Genomic DNA, 21077 nt, shown 5'->3' with positions numbered 1-21077 from the left:
TAACGAGAAGGAGGGATAATCATGACAAATCAACATGTATTGACGGAAGTGTCTGCAAAAGAGGTGCTGGACGCTTACAAGCCCGGGGCGTTCTTTTTAGCTTCCCCGAAAAGTACGCTCCTTGCAGAAGGTGTGTTTGCAAAAGTGCCGGATGCAGACGCGGAGAATCAGCTGGACTCACTGCCTGAACGTGTGAGACAGACGCTTCTTGAGGCAAAGCAAGCCGGCATCAAACATCCGATTGCGGCCGGCGCCATTCCTTTTGACGGCAGAAAAGCTTCCCGGCTTTTTGTACCGAAGAATGTCCATACGGCAGGCCCGCTTTCGTTTGCGGAATCTTCCGCAGAAAAGCCGCAATCCAATACATATGACATCCGCCCTGTTCCGGAGCCTGAGGGCTTTATGAGCGGTGTGGAACAAGGCGTATTCAACATTACGGACGGCCCGCTCAGCAAAATCGTGCTGTCAAGGACACTTCATCTGACCGCTGAAAAGGATATCGACATTCCTCAGGCCGTCAAGCATTTGGCGCAGCACAACCCGCGCGGCTATACATTCGCTGCCGATGTGACGGGAACGTCAGAAACAAGAAAAACGCTTTTCGGCGCAAGTCCTGAACTGCTGCTGTCCAAAAACGGAACATCGATTCTGTCCAATCCGCTGGCAGGTTCCAGACCTCGCAGCACAGATCCCGCCGAGGATCAGAGAAGAGCGGAAGAACTGCTGCAATCAGCAAAAGATCTGCATGAACATGCCGTAGTCGTGGCCGCCGTGGCCGCCGCCCTTAAACCGTTCTGCCGTGTGCTTGATGTGCCGGAAAAACCGTCACTCATTAAAACTGAGGCGATGTGGCACCTGTCCACTGAGGTAAAGGGAGAGCTGCGTGATCCGTCAACGACATCACTTGAGCTGGCCATCGCCCTGCATCCGACGCCCGCGGTATGCGGAACACCGACGGATGCGGCGAGAGAAGCGATTCAGGATATTGAACCGTTTGACCGCAATTTCTATACGGGAATGGCGGGCTGGTGTGATGCTGAAGGCGACGGAGAATGGATTATCGCACTCCGCTGCGCCGAAGCGGAAACAAGGTCTCTCCGGCTCTTTGCGGGTGCCGGGATTGTCGCCGGATCAAAGCCGCAGGATGAATTGGACGAGACATCGGCGAAATTCCGCACTATGCTCCGGGCGATGGGGCTTTACCAAGATGAGTTGTAAAAAAGGAGGGAACGGATCGTGCTGACTGGATTTACGCCATGGCCGGAAGAATGGGCTGACAAATACCGAAAAGACGGCTGCTGGAAGGGTGAGACGTTCGGAGGAATGCTGAAAGAGCGTGCGGCTTTATACGGAAATCAAACTGCCGTGACGTGTAAAGATGTACATTGGACCTACAAAGAATTAGATGAAAGGGCCGATCGTTTAGCGGCGGGGCTGCATAAGCTCGGAATTCAAAAGGAAGACCGCGTTGTCGTGCAGCTGCCGAATATCGCTGAGTTTTTTGAAGTGATTTTCGCGCTGTTCCGCCTCGGAGCACTGCCCGTTTTCGCGCTGCCTTCTCATAGAAGCAGTGAGATTACGTATTTCTGCGAGTTTGCAGAGGCGAAAGCATACATCATTCCTGATACGCATTCAGGTTTTGATTACAGGGCGCTGGCCAGACAGGTGAAAGACAAACTTCCGGATTTGGCGCATGTCATTGTGGCCGGCGAAGCTGAAGAGTTTCAGGAACTGAGCAGCCTGCATAGAGAGCCTGTTCAGCTGGAAGAGGTAAGCCCGGCGGAAGTCGCCTTTTTACAGCTTTCAGGAGGCAGTACGGGGCTGTCCAAGCTTATTCCGCGAACACACGACGATTACATATACAGTTTGCGCCTCAGCGCGGAAATATGCGGCTTGGATCATCACAGCGTTTATTTGGCCGCTCTGCCGACAGCGCATAATTATCCGCTCAGCTCGCCGGGTGTGCTGGGAACTTTATATGCCGGAGGCCGGGTTGTTCTGTCACCGACGCCGAGTCCGGATGACTGCTTCCCGTTAATTGAAAAAGAACGTGTCACGATTACAGCGCTCGTCCCGCCGCTTGCGATGGTGTGGATGGACGCATCCGGTTCGCGAAGTGATGATTTATCAAGCCTTCAAGTGCTGCAGGTGGGAGGCGCCAAATTCAGTGCTGAGGCGGCCCGCCGCGTAAAGAGCGCTTTCGGATGCACCCTTCAGCAGGTTTTCGGAATGGCGGAAGGATTGGTGAATTATACGAGACTGGATGATCCTGAAGAGATCATTGTCAATACGCAAGGCAGACCGATGTCACCTTTTGATGAGGTCAGGGTTTTAGACGATGACGGGCGGGATGTCGCCCCCGGTGAAGCGGGACATTTGTTTACACGCGGCCCTTACACGATTCGCGGATATTATAAAGCGCCTGAACATAATGAAAGATCATTCACAGCCGACGGATTTTATCAGACCGGCGATATCGTCAAACTGACGGCGGACGGCTATATCATCGTCGAAGGACGTGCGAAAGATCAAATCAATCGGGGCGGTGAAAAAATAGCCGCTGAGGAGGTGGAAAATCACCTTCTTGCGCACCCTGCCGTTCATGATGCGGCCATGGTTTCAATGCCGGATGATTTCCTTGGAGAGCGATCCTGTGTGTTCGTCATCCCGAAAGGAGAAGCGCCGAAACCGGGAGAGCTGAAAGCGTTTTTACGGGAGCGCGGGCTGGCGGCATATAAAATCCCCGACCGGATTGAATTTATCGCTTCTTTCCCGAAAACCGGCGTCGGCAAGGTCAGTAAAAAGGATCTTCGCGAAACGATCGCCCAAAAAGTAAAGCCGGCTGAAATCAAACAATCTTAAAAAAAGGAAGTGTTTACATTGGCTATACCGTCTATTCCCGCATATGCGCTGCCGACAGCGTCAGATATGCCTGAAAATAAAGTATCATGGACGCTGAATCCGAAACGCGCGGTGCTTCTGATCCATGACATGCAGAATTACTTCGTCGATGCTTTTGCGAAAGGTGAGGCTCCGATCACGGAGGCGGCTCAGAATATCAAGAAAATAAAAGAGCAATGCAAAGCGCTCGGCATTCCGGTGGTGTATACCGCGCAGCCGGGCAGCCAAGACCCGGCGGACCGCGCGCTGCTGACGGATTTTTGGGGGCCGGGGCTGAAAAGCGGGCCTTATGAAGAAAAGGTCATTCCGGAGCTTGCCCCGGATGATCAGGACATTGTCCTCACAAAGTGGAGATACAGCGCGTTTAAACGGACGAATCTCCTTGACATCATGCGTGAAAGCGGCAGAGACCAGCTCATGATTACGGGAATTTATGCACACATCGGCTGTCTCGTCACAGCCTGTGAAGCATTTATGGATGATATCCAAAGCTTCTTTATCGGAGACGCCGTTGCTGATTTTTCTTCAGAAAAACATAAGATGGCCATCGAATATGCGTCTCAGCGCTGCGCTTACACGGCTTTGACAAACGAAGTGCTGGAGCTGCTGGGCGGCGCGCCGGTTTCTGAAGGAGAAGGGAAGACTTCCGCCGTATTGACAAAAGACCGGGTGCGGGAACAAATTGCGGCGATTCTTCAAGAATCACCGTCTGATATTCCGGATCATGAAGACCTGCTGGACAGAGGCCTTGATTCCGTCAGAATCATGAGCCTTGTCGAACAATGGCGCCGTGACGGAGCTGAAGTGACGTTTGTTGAACTGGCGGAGAACCCGACGCTTGAAGAGTGGTGGAGACTTCTTTCTTCCCGATCTCAAAAAGTCTTGCCGAACGCAGATTATTTATAAAGGGAGAGAATAGAATGCATGATACACAACAGCTGCCTCTGACAGGCGCACAGGCCGGTATCTGGTTTGCTCAGCAGCTTGATCCTGATAATCCGATTTACAATACAGGCGAGTACGTTGAGATAAACGGCGCGATCAATGTGAACATATTTAAAACCGCTCTCGAACGCGTGCTGACGGAAGCTGCGTCATTACACGCCCGCTTCGAAGAGGGAGCAGACGGGCCGAAGCAGATCATCAATCCTCCATTTGAGGCTGCGATCGATGTCATAGATGTGAGTTCAGAAGCTGATCCGAAGCAGGCCGCACTCAGACTCATGCAGACAGATTTGGCTGAGCCCGTTGATATGGCGGCCGGGCCTTTGTTCCGCGACATTTTATTTCAGGCGGGACCGGAACGCTTTTTCTGGTATCAGCGCATTCACCACATTGCGATAGACGGCTACGGTTTTTCACTGCTGGCACGGCGTACGGCGCAAATGTACACCGCAATACGGGAAGGACGTCCGGATAACGGGCGCTCCTTCGGCTCTTTGGAGGAGCTGGTAAAAGAAGATCAAGAATACCGCGCCTCTGATCAATTCCTGAAAGATCGGGAATTTTGGATGGAGAAATTTGCGGATGAACCTGATGTCGTCAGTTTGGCAGAAAGAGCGCCGAGAACGTCAACAAGCTTTCGGAGAAGCACGGCTTATCTTTCTGAAACGGCTTTACAGCATGTAAAAGCGATTCCGAACTGGCATGAAGCCGTCACAGCCGCAGCGGCGGTATATGTCCACCGGATGACAAACGCAGGGGATATCGTGCTCGGTTTACCGATGATGGGGCGGATCGGCTCGATTTCACTGAATATTCCGAGTATGGTCATGAATCTTCTGCCTTTGCGGCTTTCTCTCCGACCGGATATGAATTTTCATGAGGCCGTCAGCCAAGTGGCAAAAGAAATCCGAAACATTCGGCGCCATCAGAAATACCGCCATGAAGACATGCGCCGCGACCTTAAATTGCTCGGAGAAAATCGCAGGCTGTTCGGCCCGCAAGTCAATGTGATGCCGTTTGACTACGCGCTTGATTTCGCCGGAGCGCCAGGTACCGTTCATAACTTATCAGCCGGGCCCGTTGATGATTTGTCAATTAACGTTTACGACAGAGCGGACGGAAGCGGAATGCGTGTGGACTTTGATGCGAATCCGGAAGTGTACAGCGCCGAAGATATTGAAAACCATCAAAAACGATTCCTGCTTCTGCTGGAATCCGCTGTGAAAGACCAGACACAAAAAATCGGCACACTCAACCTTCTGCCTGAAAGTGAACGTCTCTGCGTACTGGAAAGCTGGAATGACACGCGCAAGGCCGGGAAGCAGAAAAGTCTGCCGGAGCTGTTTTACGAACAGGCCGTAAAAACACCGGATCGGCCGGCAATCATCACCGAAAACGAAGAGCTCAGCTATGCCGAATTAAACAAGCGCGCGAACCAGCTTGCCGGCATGCTAAAGGAAAAGGGGCTCGGACCGGAACAATTTGCCGCTTTGCTGCTTCCGCGGTCACAGGAGTTGGCCGTGAGCATGCTGGCCGTTTTGAAAACGGGAGCCGCATACCTGCCGCTTGATCCTGATTTTCCTTCTGAGCGGATCACATACATGCTCAAAGATGCACACCCTGCATGCCTGATTACAACGATGGAATTATCCGGCCGCATGCCGGAAGACAGTGATGCAAAAAGGATCATTCTCGATGACCCCGATACGGTAAAAACCGTTGCCGCTCAAAATGCTGACTGTCCCGCTCAGGCGGAATGTTCGCCTTTGCACCCTGCTTATATCATCTATACATCGGGTTCAACGGGCAAACCGAAAGGCGTAGTCGTGACATTAAAAAGCGTAAGCAATTTCCTCTTATCCATGAGGGAAATGTTCCCGCTCGGCGCACAAGACCGCCTGCTTGCCGTTACGACTGCGGCGTTTGATATTTCCGGACTTGAGCTCTTCCTTCCGCTCATCAGCGGGGCGGGGTGCGTCATCGCACGTAAAGAGACGATTCAGGAACCGCGGGCGCTTGCGAACATGATTCACTCATACGGTATTTCAATCATGCAGGCAACGCCGACATTGTGGCGTTCATTAGTCACCAATGAACCGGATTCACTCCGGGCGCTGCAGGTGCTTGTCGGAGGTGAGGCGCTTCCGAACGCGCTTATGCATGCTCTGCTTGAATCAGGCTGTACGGTGACGAATCTGTACGGGCCGACTGAAACAACAATCTGGTCGGCCGCACAGCCGCTTGCAAAAGACCATACAGGGGCCCCTCCGATCGGAAAGCCGATTTGGAACACGCGGGTATACGTGCTGGACGCCGCATTGCAGCCAGTCCCGCCGGGAATTGCGGGCGAGCTTTATATAGCGGGCGAGGGGCTTGCCAGAGGTTATTATAACCGTCCTGATTTAACAGCTGAAAGATTTATTGCCGATCCGTACGGGCCCGCGGGCGCGAGGATGTACCGGACGGGAGATCTCGTGCGCTGGCGTGAGGACGGCTCGCTTGATTATATCAGCAGAGCCGATCACCAAATTAAAATCCGCGGGTTCCGGATAGAATTAGGCGAAATTGAGTCAGTGCTGTCGAAATACCCGGGTATTTCGCAGGCCGCCGTCATTGTCCGTGAAGACCAGCCGGGAGATAAGCGGCTGGCGGCTTATGCTGTCGCGGATCAGCCCCTTGATATCGGCGGACTTCGTGAATATATAGGCGAAAGTCTGCCGGATTATATGGTGCCGGGCGCGTTTGTACAGCTGAAAGAATTGCCGCTGACGCCGAATAAGAAGCTCGATCGCAGCGCTCTGCCTGCACCTGATTTTTCCGCTGTCCTGTCTGACAGAGGGCCGCGGACGCCGCAGGAAGAAATATTATGCGATCTGTTTGCCGAAGTTCTCGGTCTCGCACGGGTCGGAATTGATGACGGGTTCTTTGAATTGGGCGGACATTCGCTCTTAGCCGGACGCCTGATGAGCCGGGTCCGGGAGACGATGGGCGCAGAGCTTGGCATCGGCCGTCTGTTTGATACGCCGACCGTTGCCGGGCTCGCCGCACAGCTTGACACCGCAAAGAGTGCGCGGCCTAAGCTCAAGCCGTTTGACCGGCCGGAGCACATCCCGCTGTCATTTGCGCAGCTGCGTCTTTGGTTTCTCTACTGTCTTGAAGGGCCGAGCCCAACTTACAACATTCCGGTGATTGTCCGCATGTCAGGCAAGCTTGACCAATCAGCGCTGAAACACGCCTTTTACGATGTTGTCAGCCGTCATGAAAGCCTGCGCACCGTTTTTCCGGAAAATAAGGGATCATCCCATCAGCTCATTTTACCTGCTGAAGAAGCCCGCCCTGTGTTTACAGTGACACAAGCAGACAAAAACGAGCTCCAAGACATGCTTGCCGCTGCGGCACGATACCGGTTTGATCTCGCTAAAGAGCCGGCCGTCCGGGCTGAACTGTTTGATCTTGGTGACGGCGAATATACGCTGATGGTTCTCCTGCATCACATCGCAGGCGACGGCTGGTCCTTGAATCCGCTCATGCGTGACTTATCCATAGCCTATATCGCCCGGCAAACAGGTGAAAAAGCAGAATGGGCGCCGCTGGCGGTTCAATATGCTGATTATGCGCTTTGGCAGCAGCAGCTTTTAGGCAGCGCGTCTGATTCTGAGAGCTTAATTGCGCGCCAGCTGGATTTCTGGAAGAAAACGCTTGAAAATGTACCGGATCAGCTGGAGCTGCCGTCTGATTTTCCGCGTCCCGCTGAATCAAGCTACAGGGGCGGCGTCATTCCGGTCAACATCGGCCAAGAGCTTCATGCCCGTCTTCTCTCACTTGCCAGAAATCAGCGCGTAAGCCTGTTTATGGTGCTTCAATCAGGGCTTTCCGCACTGCTGACCCGGCTCGGGGCGGGAACCGATATTCCGATCGGCAGTCCGATAGCCGGCCGCAGTGATGACGCATTAGGAGACCTTGTGGGTATGTTCATTAATACACTCGTACTGAGAACCGATACCTCTGGCGATCCGAGCTTTTGTGAGCTTCTTGAAAGGGTCAGGGAAATGAATCTCGCAGCATATGAACATCAGGACGTGCCGTTTGAACGTCTCGTGGAAGAATTGAATCCGGTTCGCTCCCGGTCAAGACATCCGCTGTTCCAAGTGATGCTCGCATTCCAAAATACGCCTGACCCTGTACTCAGTCTTCCTGATATGGAAACAAGCCTGCAAATCAGCAGTGTCGGATCGTCCAAATTTGATTTGACGCTGGAATTGGCTGAACAGCGCCATGACGACGGCACGCCTGCCGGTATTGAAGGCCTGCTGGAATTCAGTACGGACTTATTCAGAAAAGAAACGGCTGAAGCACTTGCCGGACGCCTGCTTCTTTTGCTCGAAGATGCCGCATCACATCCGGATAAACCGATCGGAAGCTTAACCATTCTTTCTGATGAAGAGCGCCGGAAGCTTTTGCCGGCTAAACAGGCAAAACAGCATATTCAGCCTCGGCAGACACTGCCTGAACTGTTTGAAATACAGGCCGCCGCAAAATCGGATGAAACGGCGGCAGTATTTGAAGAGAGCGGACTCACTTATCAAGAGCTGAATGAAAGAGCCAATCAGCTCGCGCACATGATGATTGCCCGCGGCGTCGGCCCGGAGCAGTTTGTCGCACTGGCGCTGCCGCGTTCTTTAGATATGATTGTCGGGCTGTTAGCCGTCCTGAAGACGGGGGCAGCGTATTTGCCGCTTGATCCTGATTATCCCGCGGACCGCATCGCTTTTATGTTACATGATGCCAAGCCTGTATTTATGCTCACCAATCGTGAAGGCGCAAGTAAGCTCTCTGGCGAAAACGGCATGCCGGCCTTCATCCTGGATGATCCGCAGAATAAGGAAACACTTCGGCAATATGCCGTCACGAACCCTGAGAATGCCGACCGGATTCGTCCGCTGTCACCGCTTCACCCGGCCTATGTCATTTACACGTCGGGATCAACAGGTGTGCCGAAAGGTGTCATCATTCCGCACAGCAATGTTATCCGGCTGTTTGAGTCGACGCGGCATTGGTATCACTTTAATTCTGATGATGTGTGGACGATGTTTCACTCCTACGCTTTCGATTTCTCTGTCTGGGAAATATGGGGGCCGCTGCTTCACGGCGGACGTCTCGTCGTCGTGCCGCATGACATCAGCAGATCGCCGGAAGCGTTTCTGCATCTCCTCGTGAAAGAGCGAGTGACCGTACTTAACCAAACGCCGTCAGCGTTTTACCAGCTGATGCATGCGGAAAAAGAACACAAAGAGCTGGGGCGTCAGCTCGCACTCAGATATATCATCTTCGGCGGCGAGGCGCTTGAGCTGAGCCGGCTTGAGGATTGGTACAGCCGCCACGCGGACAATCAGCCGGTGCTTGTGAACATGTACGGCATTACGGAAACGACGGTGCACGTCAGTTACCTTGAATTAGACAAAAACATTGCCGAACTGAGAGCAAACAGCCTCATCGGCTGCGGCATTCCTGATCTGAACGTATATGTGCTTGATGACCGGCTGGAGCCTGTGCCTCCGGGCATCACGGGCGAAATGTATGTTGCCGGAGGGGGCGTGGCACGAGGCTACTTAGGGCGGCAAAGTCTGACCGCCGAACGCTTTGTGGCTGATCCGTACGGCCCGCCGGGAACGAGAATGTACCGGACGGGGGATTTAGCCCGTCTGCGGACGGACGGTTCTCTTGATTATATGGGCAGGGCGGACCACCAGATTAAAATCCGCGGCTTCCGGATTGAATTGGGGGAAATCGAAGCGGTTCTCGTCAAACATCCGGATGTCGAGGATGCCGCCGCAGTCGTCCGTGAAGACCGGCCGGGAGATAAACGGCTGGCCGCCTACCTTGTCCGATCTGCCGGCAGCACCTTGGACACTGGGGACGTGCGCCGGTTTGCCGAAGAAAGCCTGCCGGATTACATGATTCCGTCAGCTTTTGTCCAAATGAATGAACTGCCGCTGACACCGAATGGAAAGCTTGACCGAAAAGCGCTCCCTGCGCCTGACTTCCAAACGGAGGTCACCGGCCGGGGACCGAGAACGCCGCAGGAAGAAATGCTGTGTGAGCTGTTCGCAGAGGTGCTTCATCTGCCGCGTGTCGGTATTGATGACAGATTTTTTGATTTAGGCGGCCATTCTTTGCTTGCGGTTCATTTAATGAGCCGTATTCGGGAAGCGATGGGAGCCGAGCTCAGTATCGGAACATTATTTGAAGCTCCTACGGTGGCAAGCCTTGCTGAAAGACTTGAGTCAGGAACGGGCACAAGCGCGCTTGATGTTCTTCTTCCGCTCAGAACGGCAGGAGAAGAAACACCGTTGTTCTGTGTCCATCCGGCCGGCGGTCTCAGCTGGTGTTATGCCGGGCTGATGTCTTCTTTAGAGGCTGATTATCCGATATACGGCTTACAGGCGAGAGGCATCGGAAAAAAAGAACCGCTTCCGCAAAGCTTAGATGACATGGCGGCGGATTATATTGAAAAAATCCGCACCGTGCAGCCGAAAGGGCCGTACCGTCTGCTCGGCTGGTCTCTCGGAGGGAATGTCATTCAGGCCATGGCGACACAATTACAGAGCCGGGGCGAAGAGGTTTCGCTTTTGGTGATGCTTGACGCGTATCCGAATCATTTTCTGCCGATAAAAAATGCGCCTGATGACGAGGAAGCCGTCATTGCGCTGCTTGCCCTGGGAGGGTACGACCCGGACAGCCTCGGGGATCAGCCGCTTGATTTTGACACCGCGCTGACCATTCTCCGCCGTGAGGGGAGCGCATTAGCCAGCCTGGACGAGTCAGTGATGATGAATCTGAAAGACACGTACGTTAATTCTGTCGGGCTGTTAGGAACATACAAACCGAAGCCGTTCCACGGAGATGTGCTGTTCTTCAGATCCACGATTATTCCGGAGTGGTTTGACCCGATTGAGCCGGATACTTGGAAACCGTATATTACGGGGAAAATCGAGCGGTATGACCTAGACTGCCGCCATAAAGATATGTGCCAGCCGGGCCCGCTTGCCGACATCGGCGCGATTCTGGCAGAGAAATTAAACGGACGGCGTACAGTCCGGTAAAGAAAGGAAAGAGATGATATGACAAATCCATTTGAACGGGAAGACGGTTCATACCATGTGCTCGTCAATGCTGAAGGCCAGTACTCACTGTGGCCGGCCTATCTGGATGTGCCGGACGGCTGGGAAACCCGCCTGACGAATGAAACCCGCCCCGTTTGTCTCGAATATATTGAAACAAACTGGCGTGATATGAGGCCGGAAAGCCTGAAGCGGGCCGAAGCCGCTAAAATGTAATAAGAAAAGCCTGCCGTTATTTCGGCAGGCTTTTTATGCGGACATCAGCCGTTAAGCTGTGTATGATCACAAAATGTATAAGGGTGGCCTTCTTCATCCGTGCACCATGACTGAGACAGAAAAGCCAAAAAGACCGCGGCCCACTGGTCTGCAAACTGGATTAAAATACCGCCGTCGTGCCACGTTCCGTTATCCTTCTTCCAGCGTGTATCAATTGGGTTTCCCTGATTCATATGAATATTATGCATGCCGTTTGTCGGCTTGAACCCGAAAATCTTATCAGCGCCCGGCTCCGGCCCGAATTTAGAGCCGTAAATATAGACGGTGGCTTTTTCTGATTTGGCTTTTTGCATGTACGTCTCAATAAAGTCATTTAAGTCATTATCCGGACCGGTGACTTCATGCGGAAGGGGCACCATGTTCCGGGGATCAAACAATCCGCCGCGGACATAATCCAGCGCCAGCTCACGTCTGGTTTCATCAATTGGGGTATATCCGTACGGAATGTTCGGCAGCAGGGTGATCGCGCTTGCGTCAAAATGATCGCGTGCCGCATACAGCACCTCTGATTCTTTTGAACTTGACATGACATTGATCGCACAGCGATAGCGCGTATCAGGCTCGCCTAGCACCTCGACTTGAAAATGCGGAGAATCATCATCTGTTTCCCTTTTCATATCTAACACAGTGCCTTTTAATACACCATAGTACTGAACAGCCATATGAATCCTCCTTTTTCTTCCGGGATATGAATTGATATTCGAGACAGGGGGCCGTTTTTCCTTTTGTGAGAAAGAAAAAAGGACAGCCCGCTGATCAGGCTGTCCTCTTCATCTCTATTAAGCTTTTGCAGCCGAACCTTGCATTGCTTTTTCAGCAGGCACGTAGTCATAGCCTAAGTCTTTGGCTACCGCTTCATACGTGACATGTCCGTTAGCCGTATTTAAGCCCGCTTTAAGCGCAGGGCTGTCTGCAATGGCTTGTGCCGCGCCTTTATTGGCGATTTGAAGCGCGTAAGGAACGGTTACATTCGTTAATGCGAGCGTAGACGTACGCGGTACGGCGCCCGGCATATTGGCGACAGCGTAGTGAACGACGCCGTGTTTTTCGTAAGTCGGATTATCGTGGGTTGTAATATGATCAACGGTTTCCACAATGCCGCCCTGATCGATGGCAACATCAACAATGACGGAACCCGGTTTCATTTGTTTAACCATTTCTTCCGTAACGAGAGTCGGCGCTTTGGCTCCCGGGATGAGCACGGCGCAGATCAGAAGATCCGCTTCCGCGACGGAATCTGCAATATTTACAGGATTTGACATCAATGTTTTAATCTGATGCCCGAAAATATCATCAAGCTGACGCAGGCGGTCTGCGTTCAAATCGATCATTGTCACATCGGCACCGAGTCCGACAGCCATTTTCGCGGCATTTGTTCCGACACCGCCCCCTCCGATGATCGTGACTTTTCCGCGGGATACACCCGGTACGCCGGCTAATAAAATTCCTTTTCCGCCCTTTGGTTTTTCAAGAAACTGTGCTCCGATCTGCGCGGCCATTCTGCCGGCCACTTCGGACATCGGCGTAAGCAGCGGAAGGGAACGTCCGTCCGTTACCGTTTCGTACGCGATAGCTGTCACGCCTTTTTCTGTAAGCGCTTTAGCTAATTCCGGCTCTGCGGCTAAATGAAGGTAAGTGAACAAGACCAGACCTTGACGGAAATACGCATACTCTTCAGCCAGCGGTTCTTTTACCTTCATGACCATTTCCGCATCCCATACTTGCTTTCTGTCCTCCAGAATTTCCGCCCCTGCTGATACATAATCTTCATTTGTAAAGCCGCTTCCGAGTCCGGCTCCGGATTCCACAAGAACCCGATGGCCGTTTCCGATAAGCTGTGAAACGCCTCCAGGTGTTAATGCCACTCGATTTTCATTGTTTTTGATTTCTTTTGGAACCCCGATAATCATGTCTGTTTCCCCCAATGTTTGTGTGATGCTTCAAGTGTAGCGCGATTTTTGCGAAAATTCTTTGTTTGAAACAGAAAATAAAAAAACACGGATTTGTGAAATTTCACGAACCCATGCTGCGAAGTTTGATATCCAGGTAAATCGTAAACTTCTCATTCACATTTTTTAAGTCGATTTCTGCGATCTGGCTGATTCTTTTCAGCCTGTAATTCAATGTATTGACATGGATGTTAAGCGCTTTGGCGGCGGTGTTGACGTTGCTGTCGGCATCAATAAAATGTTCGAGCGTTTTTACCATATCGGCTTGGTGCTCCCTGTCATACTGCTCAAGCTTTGACAGGGAATAGTTCATATAGCCGCTGTGCTTGCGTTTTTCATCCAACACATCAAGGTACTGATAAATGCCGAGTTCAGAAAAGCTGAAAAGGTGTTTGGTTTCTCTCACAAACCGCTCTTTCGCTTTTAATACGGAAAGCGCTTCCTGATAGGATCGGTAAACGTAAGAAATCGATTCGTAAATACCGCCGATCGCAATCGACGCATCCTCAATTTTATATCGTTCCTTCAGCTGTTTTTGAATATGAAGAGCGAAGTGCTTTAAATCTTTAAAAGGCTGATCGGTTTTCGGCGCGGCTAATAAGATTAATTCATTTGAATCAACAGTCGCCAGCATGACATGAATCTGCTGTGTCGTTTCCTGCAAATATTGCAGCTGCTGTTCCGTCTTTTCAGTCAGCTCATCATGTAAACGGATGATCATGACGCTGAACACGGACGGCAGCGCCATTCCGAGCTTATGAAACCCTTCGGCCATCTCGGCTTCCTGATAGATATGGCCGGTCAGCATTTTCCAAAAAAACTCCTGGCCCCGTTCTTCGATTTTCGTTTTGCGGATCTGCAGGTGCAAAAGCTTGTTCCGCACCGCTTTGGCGGCCAGCTGAAGTGTCTTCAGATCTTCGTCATTGAGCTTTTTTTTGATCTCAAGCGCCCAAATAAATCCGAGAACCTGGCTGTTTTTCCAGATGGAAATCGCCACGCGGTTGCTTAGGCCCACCTCGTCAATTTCTTTCACTTTAATCGGCTGGTCCGTTTTTAAAAGGGCCGGAATGGTTCCGTCTTTCCACAGTTTGTTGATGACTTTTTCCGGCACCCTCCGCCCGATAATCGTCGACGTCCGGGCCGGATCTGTACAATCGCTGTGCGTGCTGTATGCAAGCAGTTTATGATTAACGTCTTCTATTGTAATGGGGCATTGAAGAACTTCACTGATATGGTCGGCAACATCTTCAAGCCTGTCGAAACTGTACTTAAATGGATCCTTTGGATTGGTCATCTGTATCCCTACTTTTTCATAGCTTCATATCTTGATCTTACCATCTTGCTTTTCAGACTGAAAGATAATGATTTACCGGTAACACTCTATAGCAGATATGGAAACGGAAGAGAAAAAGACTTCTTATCTGCTTCCTGTTATTTATGCCGTCTTGATCCTCCTCGGGATTGCGGCGATGATCTATCTGATCCCGAAAGTCACGGCGCAGGAAAAGGCAAGGCGGTAAACGGATCGCTTGTGTTTGCGGGAAGACAGCCCGTAAAATAAGAAAAAAAGGAGGAGTTTCATGCAGTTTTTTCTTATAACAGGCGCGTCAAAAGGCTTGGGCCGGGCGCTTACGGAACAGGCGCTTCAAGAAGGAGCCGAAGTCGCCGCGCTTTCAAGAACGATAAGCGGGGAAAAGCGAGAGGGGCTGACAGAATACAGTGTTGATTTAACCGATCTCGCAGATACCGGGCGGCAGATGAAGGCGATTCTTGATCAAGCAGAGGAGAAGGGGTACTCCGCCGTCACACTGATCAACAATGCCGGAATGGTGGAACCGATCAAGCGGGCGAAAGAGGCTTCCGCCGAAGAATTGAACCGCCATTACACCCTTAACCTGACGGCGCCCGTTTTGCTCAGCCAAATGTTCACAAAGCGTTTCGAAGCGTTCAGCGGCAGCAAAACAATTGTCAACATCACATCGGGCGCGGCGAAAAATCCTTATAAAGGCTGGAGCGCATATTGCAGCTCAAAAGCGGGGCTTGATATGTTTACGAGAACATTCGGGTTTGAACAGGAAGATGAAGAGCTGCCGGTCCGCATGATCTCATTCTCGCCGGGAGTGATGGATACAGACATGCAGGCTGTCATCCGTTCTTCGTCAAAAGAAGATTTCCATGACATCGAACGGTTCCGCAATCTGAAAGAAACGAAAAACCTCAGAAGTCCTGAATACATCGCCGGCGTCATTCACTCACTGATCGCGGGCGAGCCGGAAAACGGACGGATATACGATATCAAAGAATTTTTGTAGAGCAGCTTTCACGCTGCTCTTTTTTTGTTTGTACAATCACTTAGGGGTCCGGCGGCATATGATGAATGAAACAACATATAAGGGGTATAAGAAATGTATCAGATGAATTGAGTTTCTTCTCGATTTATGTTAGGATTCTAAAAATATATGAAGGAGGGGTTTCCATGAGAAATGTAACGTTAATGGATGTCTTCACCCATCCAATCGCACAAAAGTATTTACAGCGTTCCGGTGTCGCCCATGCGATCGCCTGCGCGTTTCATGCATACCGTCTTGCCGTAAAAGCAGGTGTCAGCCCGGATCTGGCGGCGAAAGCGGCATTACTGCATGACGTCGGCCATTATGAATGGTACACAGACGGCAAATGGGATTATGAAAAGTACAGAAGAAACGATATCCATGCCATTAAAGGCGCGGAACGGGCGCATAAGCTGCTCATCCGGCTCGGTGAAGAACCGAAAGCGGCGAAGGACATTGCGCTGGCGATTCTGCTTCACACCGATTCCTATCTGCCTGAAGGCGAACTGGACAAGAATACGCTCCAGCAAATCGTGAAACAAGCGGATGAACTCGATGAAGAACCCGGCGGACATCACCATTACCGCCAAATGGATCACACGGCCGCGCTCAAACAAATCCAAAAGCTTGATCAGTTAATTGACCGAGCCCAATATCCCATAAGAAGCTCAGTCTAGGCCACTCATGCGGCCTTTTCCGCTTACATAACTCCGCATGCTCACTAACACCTTTTCCGCTCCGATAGACGTACTGTGTCAAAGCCTTTGTCCGCTGCATATGCTGAAGGAAAACATAGTAAAGGGGATCAGCGAAAATGGCCCATCAAGGAAGCCCGCAAATCGTCTCGTTAGTGGATCCTTACGTTTATCAGACCATCCATAAGCTTATCGGCTCAAGGTTTATCATTCAAACCGTCAGACGCATTGTCAGAGGACGGCTGATTGATGCCACTCCGGATCACATCGCCATTGAAGAGACGCATGACCGTGTATTTTATATCAGAAACCGCCATGTGGTTTCCGTCATGCCTGATTATACCGAACGCGTGTAAAAGCCCGAAAAGGCGCAAACCGGAGGCGGCACTATAGAACCCCGGTGCGTCTTCTTTTTTGAGATACATAGATGCACGGCGGCTTTTTTTGGTACAATCACAGTACAAGTTCACACGACAATAGGAGGAAACCGCTTGTTGAAATCAAAGGTCCATTTTTGGACGCTGCAAATTTTGCTCGTTTTGCTCATTATTTACGTATCAACGAAAGTCTCGTTTATATTTCAGCCGTTTTTCGGTTTTATCACCACTCTGTTTTTTCCGATTTTGATCTCGGGTATTTTGTTTTTCATTTTTAATCCGATCGTGCGCCTGCTTGAGAAAAAAATCCCCCGGACATTGGCGATCCTGCTCATTTATCTCGTTTTCATCGGTCTGATTGCCTTTATGTTCACCGCCATCGGGCCGATTGTGGCTTCCCAGGTCACGGGGCTGATTAACAATTTCCCTGATTACATTCATCAGATTCAAGTCTTGACGGCGCAATTATCCCATTCCAAATGGTTTACGTGGATGATGACGCAGGATTATGTGTCGATAGAAAAAATCCAGCAGTCTCTGACGGGATTTTTACAAAGCCTTCCGCAAAATATTACGGCAAGCCTGTCGGCCGTGTTCGGCGTCGTTACGAATATCACGCTTGTCGTGATCACCGTTCCGTTCATTTTGTTTTATATGCTGAAGGACGGCCGGCGGTTTCCGCTCTTGGCAGTCAAAATCCTGCCTTCTTCCTACCGGGCGGAAGGTCGGAAAATATTTAACGACTTATATGTCACATTGGCCGCCTATTTCCAAGGCCAGCTGCTGATTTGTCTCTTTGTCGGAACGGCATGCTTTATCGGATATTGGATCATCGGCCTGCAGTATGCGTTAATTCTCGGGATGGTGATCGCCGTCACCAATATCATTCCGTACCTGGGGCCGTTTCTCGGGGCGGCGCCCGCGGTGATTATCGCGTTTATGGATTCGCCGGCTAAGGCGCTCTTTGCCGTTATTGTTGTCGTTGTCGTCCAGCAGCTTGACGGGAACCTGCTTTCTCCGCTTGTGATTGGGAAACGGCTGAATACCCACCCGCTCACCATTATTCTTCTGCTTATCGGAGCGGGCAGTTTCGGCGGCATTCTCGCAATGATTCTGGCCGTGCCGGTTTACGCAGTTTTAAAAGCTTTCGTCTTAAATATCGTCCGGCTTATCAAACTTCGTCAGCGGTCAAAGCTCGAAGACAGCCGCAAGCCGAAATAAAAACGGGCACAACTCCCGGTGCAGCGCATAAAATGCTGTAAAGAAAAGCGGAGGTGTGGGTATGCCTGCAATTGTAGGACCGATTTATATTATGAGTTTAGCCGGAGACGCTGCGGCGAGCTTCGGTGACGTGTTTGCCATTTCTCCCAAAGCCATTGACCACTCAGGCGCGGGGGCAGGGGCGTTTCATTCCGGAGATTTTGTCAAAATTACTAATAAATTCAGCAAAACGCGCTTTGAAGACATCGATGTGTTTGACGAACCTGATTGGTTTAACGCGTGACAGCCTCCTTTTAGGAGGCTGTCGCTTTTTTGTAGTATAATAGAATCAGTCTTTATAAAAGGGGAATGTTTTATGAAAATCAGAAAAGCGAATATTACCGTGCAGTCCGGAATGATCGGTGATGTATATCTGCATGAAAATAAAAAAGAACAGCATACCCTTGTAGCCGTTCCGGAACTTGAGTGGAGCACGATCATTTCCTATGAGGAAGAGAAAAAGGCGCTGGCGCAGCGGCTTTTACAATCATTCAGCAAGCTGATTGAAGAAGAACCCGCCGGAGAGCTCGCCGGAAAGATCTGCCATTGGGTGGCTGAAATGTAACGAAAACGGTTTACCGCGTCCCGTCCGGGGCGATAATTGTAAAACAAGCTGGGGAGGGACAGGCCGATGAGCGACAAAACGGTTGACCTTTATTTACAGCAGGGGATGTACGGCCCTCTGCAGACGAAACCGGATGAACGCCATTTATTTTTAGGCTCGCTGCGTGAAAGAGTCATCATTGCCCTGACGAAGGGGCAGGTGCTGCAAAAGCAGCCGTATGAAGAAGTGAAACAGGCGCTGAAAAGCCGAAAAGACGCGGTGCTCTATATAAACGGAAGGCTCCCGTATCATGCTTATTCACCATATATGAAGCTTGCCGCACTTGCCGGTGTCCGAAGCTCCGTCATCTCGGACCTTCAATTCGAAACGCCGCTCGGCCTGGTTTTTGCCGCCGATTATGCCGTGAACCTTGACGGCATTTACGTGCAGGATGACATTTTTCAGCGCTCACTCCTGAAATCTTAAAAGGGCAAAACACCGTTTGTCATTTTACAATGCCAATTCACTTACAAGTGGAGATAGGATATAATGGTTTTCATATGAATGGCGGGGAGGCCGGCTATGAAAAAAGCATTTATATGCATTGATTATACGAATGATTTTGCAGCTGAGAACGGGGCATTAACTTGCGGAGAACCCGCGAGACAGATTGAAGATACGATTGTCAGTTTGACGCAAGCATTTATAGAAAACGGTGATTACGTTGTCTTTGCGGTAGATTCGCATGATGCAGACGATGACTTTCATCCCGAGGCACGCCTGTTTCCTCCGCATAATATTAACGGCACGGAGGGCAAAGAGCTGTACGGAAGGCTATCGCCTCTTTATGAGAAACATAAACACGCAAAAAACGTAAATTATATGGAAAAAACGAGATATTCTGCTTTTGCGGGAACGGATTTAGAGCTGAAACTGCGGGAACGGCAGATCACTGAGCTGCATCTTGCGGGCCTGTGCACCGACATCTGCGTTCTTCACACGGCGGTTGACGCCTACAACAAGGGCTTTCAGATCGTCATTCATCAAAACGCTGTGGCCAGCTTTAATCCGGAAGGGCATGAATGGGCCCTGTCCCATTTTAAGAACAGCATCGGGGCGCAAGTGGCAGAGTAAGGAAGGGGAAAACAATTTTGGTGGAGCATGGTTTTAAAGACGACAGTTTGTCTTTACATACAGATCTTTATCAAATTAATATGGCCGAAACGTACTGGAGAGACGGCATTCATGAGAAAAAAGCGATTTTTGAGCTTTTTTTCAGAAAGCTTCCCTTTGAAAACGGCTATGCGGTATTTGCGGGCTTAGAAAAAGCAATCGAATACTTGGAGAACTTCAAATTTACCGACAGCGATCTGAATTATTTAAAAACGGAATTGCACTATGCTGATGATTTCATTGATTATTTACGGGATCTTTCTTTTACCGGATCTCTTTACAGCATGAAAGAAGGCGAGCTCGTTTTTAACAACGAACCGATTATGCGGGTCGAAGCGCCCCTGATTGAAGCGCAGCTGATTGAGACGGCTCTGCTTAACATTGTGAATTACCAAACATTAATCGCCACGAAAGCGGCCCGCATTAAAGGCGTTGTCGGTGATGAAGACGCCCTCGAATTCGGAACGCGGCGCGCCCATGAAATGGATGCGGCCATGTGGGGAGCGAGAGCGGCTTTGATCGGCGGCTTCAGCGCGACGAGTAATGTAAGAGCCGGAAAGCGTTTTAATATACCAGTATCCGGCACGCACGCTCATGCGCTCGTACAAGCGTACCGCGATGAATATACGGCATTTAAGAAATATGCGGAGACCCACAAAGACTGCGTATTTCTCGTAGATACGTACGATACGATCCGTTCGGGCATGCCGAATGCGATTAAAGTCGCAAAGGAATTCGGCGACCGGATCAACTTCATCGGCATCCGCCTGGACAGCGGGGACTTGGCGTACCTGTCAAAAAAAGCGCGTGAAATGCTTGATGAAGCGGGTTTCACAGACGCAAAGGTCATTGCTTCAAGCGATCTTGATGAGCACACGATATTAAATCTGAAATCCCAAGGAGCGAAAATCGATACGTGGGGCATCGGCACGAAGCTGATTACCGCATACGATCAGCCGGCCCTCGGCGCGGTTTATAAGCTTGTCGCCATTGAAGAGGACGGCAAACTGACCGACACCATTAAAATTTCGTCAAACCCTGAAAAAGTGACAACGCCGGGAAGAAAGAGAGTATACCGAATTATCAACAAGCTGAATCACCACTCGGAAGGTGATTATATCGCGCTTTATGACGAGCGGGTAAATGATCAGAAACGCTTAAAAATGTTCCATCCCGTCCACACGTTCGTCAGCAAATTCGTCACTGATTTCTATGCGAAAGACTTGCATGAGCCGATCTTTGAAAACGGCGTTTTATGCTATGATAATCCCGAAATTACCGACATCCAGCAATACGTGCAGGATAACCTCAAACTTCTGTGGGAGGAATACAAACGGATCAGCAAGCCGGAAGAATATCCGGTCGATTTAAGCGAAGACTGCTGGAGCAACAAGATGCAGCGGATTCATGAAATCAAAAGCAAGCTGAAACGGGAACTTGAATAGAAAACAAAGCGGCCTTTCCTATCTCTGGAAAGGCTTTTTTGTTGTGATAATATTTTTCACA

Annotated in this window: 17 protein-coding genes and 1 pseudogene; 15 read left to right on the top strand and 3 right to left on the bottom strand. The window is 50.7% G+C overall.

Features of this window, described 5'->3' with window-relative positions:
• The first annotated feature begins 21 nt into the window (after nucleotides 1-21).
• From dhbC to VP472_RS15455, 5 genes are read left to right on the top strand one after another with little or no spacing between them, the layout of a single operon-like run.
• Nucleotides 22-1218, top strand: a complete 1197-nt coding sequence (gene dhbC / locus VP472_RS15475) for an isochorismate synthase DhbC (RefSeq protein ID WP_094247535.1) — start codon at nucleotides 22-24, stop codon at nucleotides 1216-1218.
• A gap of 18 nt (nucleotides 1219-1236) precedes the next feature.
• Nucleotides 1237-2862, top strand: coding sequence for a (2,3-dihydroxybenzoyl)adenylate synthase (locus VP472_RS15470; RefSeq protein ID WP_031378404.1), 1626 nt, complete (start codon nucleotides 1237-1239; stop codon nucleotides 2860-2862).
• A gap of 18 nt (nucleotides 2863-2880) precedes the next feature.
• Nucleotides 2881-3807, top strand: coding sequence for an isochorismatase (locus VP472_RS15465; RefSeq protein ID WP_031378405.1), 927 nt, complete (start codon nucleotides 2881-2883; stop codon nucleotides 3805-3807).
• Between the two features lie 14 nt (nucleotides 3808-3821).
• On the top strand, nucleotides 3822-10949 hold the full coding sequence (locus tag VP472_RS15460) for an amino acid adenylation domain-containing protein (RefSeq protein ID WP_146275416.1): 7128 nt from the start codon (nucleotides 3822-3824) through the stop codon (nucleotides 10947-10949).
• Nucleotides 10950-10967: 18 nt separating this feature from the next.
• Nucleotides 10968-11183 (top strand): MbtH family protein, encoded by a 216-nt coding sequence (locus tag VP472_RS15455; protein WP_109567161.1) that lies wholly within the window; start codon nucleotides 10968-10970, stop codon nucleotides 11181-11183.
• Nucleotides 11184-11227: 44 nt separating this feature from the next.
• Here VP472_RS15455 and VP472_RS15450 read toward each other — a convergent pair whose 3' ends face one another.
• The 3 genes from VP472_RS15450 to VP472_RS15440 all read right to left on the bottom strand — a co-directional run bounded on the left by VP472_RS15450 (nucleotide 11228) and on the right by VP472_RS15440 (nucleotide 14486).
• Entirely contained in the window at nucleotides 11228-11905 is a 678-nt protein-coding gene (locus VP472_RS15450) for a YukJ family protein (RefSeq protein ID WP_146275414.1), read from the bottom strand.
• 117 nt (nucleotides 11906-12022) lie between these two features.
• Nucleotides 12023-13153, bottom strand: a complete 1131-nt coding sequence (gene ald, locus VP472_RS15445; RefSeq protein ID WP_003152011.1) for an alanine dehydrogenase — start codon at nucleotides 13151-13153, stop codon at nucleotides 12023-12025.
• 103 nt (nucleotides 13154-13256) lie between these two features.
• Nucleotides 13257-14486: a sporulation transcriptional activator AdeR gene (locus VP472_RS15440; protein WP_003152012.1), complete on the bottom strand. Its 1230-nt coding sequence runs from the start codon at nucleotides 14484-14486 to the stop codon at nucleotides 13257-13259.
• An 82-nt stretch (nucleotides 14487-14568) separates the two neighbouring features.
• Here VP472_RS15440 and essA point away from each other — a divergent pair.
• The 10 genes and pseudogenes from essA to VP472_RS15390 all read left to right on the top strand — a co-directional run.
• Nucleotides 14569-14712 (top strand): annotated as a pseudogene (gene essA, locus VP472_RS15435) (type VII secretion protein EssA); the annotation flags it as partial.
• A gap of 60 nt (nucleotides 14713-14772) precedes the next feature.
• Nucleotides 14773-15504, top strand: a complete 732-nt coding sequence (locus VP472_RS15430; RefSeq protein ID WP_007408685.1) for a (S)-benzoin forming benzil reductase — start codon at nucleotides 14773-14775, stop codon at nucleotides 15502-15504.
• 164 nt (nucleotides 15505-15668) lie between these two features.
• On the top strand, nucleotides 15669-16199 hold the full coding sequence (locus VP472_RS15425; RefSeq protein WP_003152022.1) for an HD domain-containing protein: 531 nt from the start codon (nucleotides 15669-15671) through the stop codon (nucleotides 16197-16199).
• 137 nt (nucleotides 16200-16336) lie between these two features.
• Nucleotides 16337-16573, top strand: coding sequence for a DUF2642 domain-containing protein (locus VP472_RS15420; protein WP_003152023.1), 237 nt, complete (start codon nucleotides 16337-16339; stop codon nucleotides 16571-16573).
• Between the two features lie 135 nt (nucleotides 16574-16708).
• The gene (locus VP472_RS15415) at nucleotides 16709-17815 is read left to right on the top strand and encodes an AI-2E family transporter (protein WP_014418769.1); all 1107 of its coding nucleotides are present in this window, start codon (nucleotides 16709-16711) and stop codon (nucleotides 17813-17815) included.
• Between the two features lie 61 nt (nucleotides 17816-17876).
• A complete protein-coding gene (locus tag VP472_RS15410; RefSeq protein WP_146275411.1) occupies nucleotides 17877-18098 on the top strand; it encodes a spore germination protein in 222 nt (73 codons plus the stop codon).
• A gap of 72 nt (nucleotides 18099-18170) precedes the next feature.
• Entirely contained in the window at nucleotides 18171-18419 is a 249-nt protein-coding gene (locus VP472_RS15405; protein ID WP_146275409.1) for a YueH family protein, read from the top strand.
• 66 nt (nucleotides 18420-18485) lie between these two features.
• A complete protein-coding gene (locus tag VP472_RS15400) occupies nucleotides 18486-18884 on the top strand; it encodes a YueI family protein (protein ID WP_003152031.1) in 399 nt (132 codons plus the stop codon).
• A gap of 96 nt (nucleotides 18885-18980) precedes the next feature.
• Nucleotides 18981-19532 (top strand): cysteine hydrolase family protein, encoded by a 552-nt coding sequence (locus VP472_RS15395; RefSeq protein WP_146275407.1) that lies wholly within the window; start codon nucleotides 18981-18983, stop codon nucleotides 19530-19532.
• Between the two features lie 17 nt (nucleotides 19533-19549).
• Nucleotides 19550-21016, top strand: a complete 1467-nt coding sequence (locus tag VP472_RS15390) for a nicotinate phosphoribosyltransferase (RefSeq protein ID WP_014305722.1) — start codon at nucleotides 19550-19552, stop codon at nucleotides 21014-21016.
• Nucleotides 21017-21077 lie beyond the last annotated feature (61 nt).

Source organism: Bacillus sp. MT(2024), assembly GCF_036362845.1.
In the GTDB taxonomy this organism is placed as follows: Bacteria; Bacillota; Bacilli; order Bacillales; family Bacillaceae; genus Bacillus; species Bacillus velezensis.
This window is presented reverse-complemented; position numbering and strand designations above follow the sequence as displayed.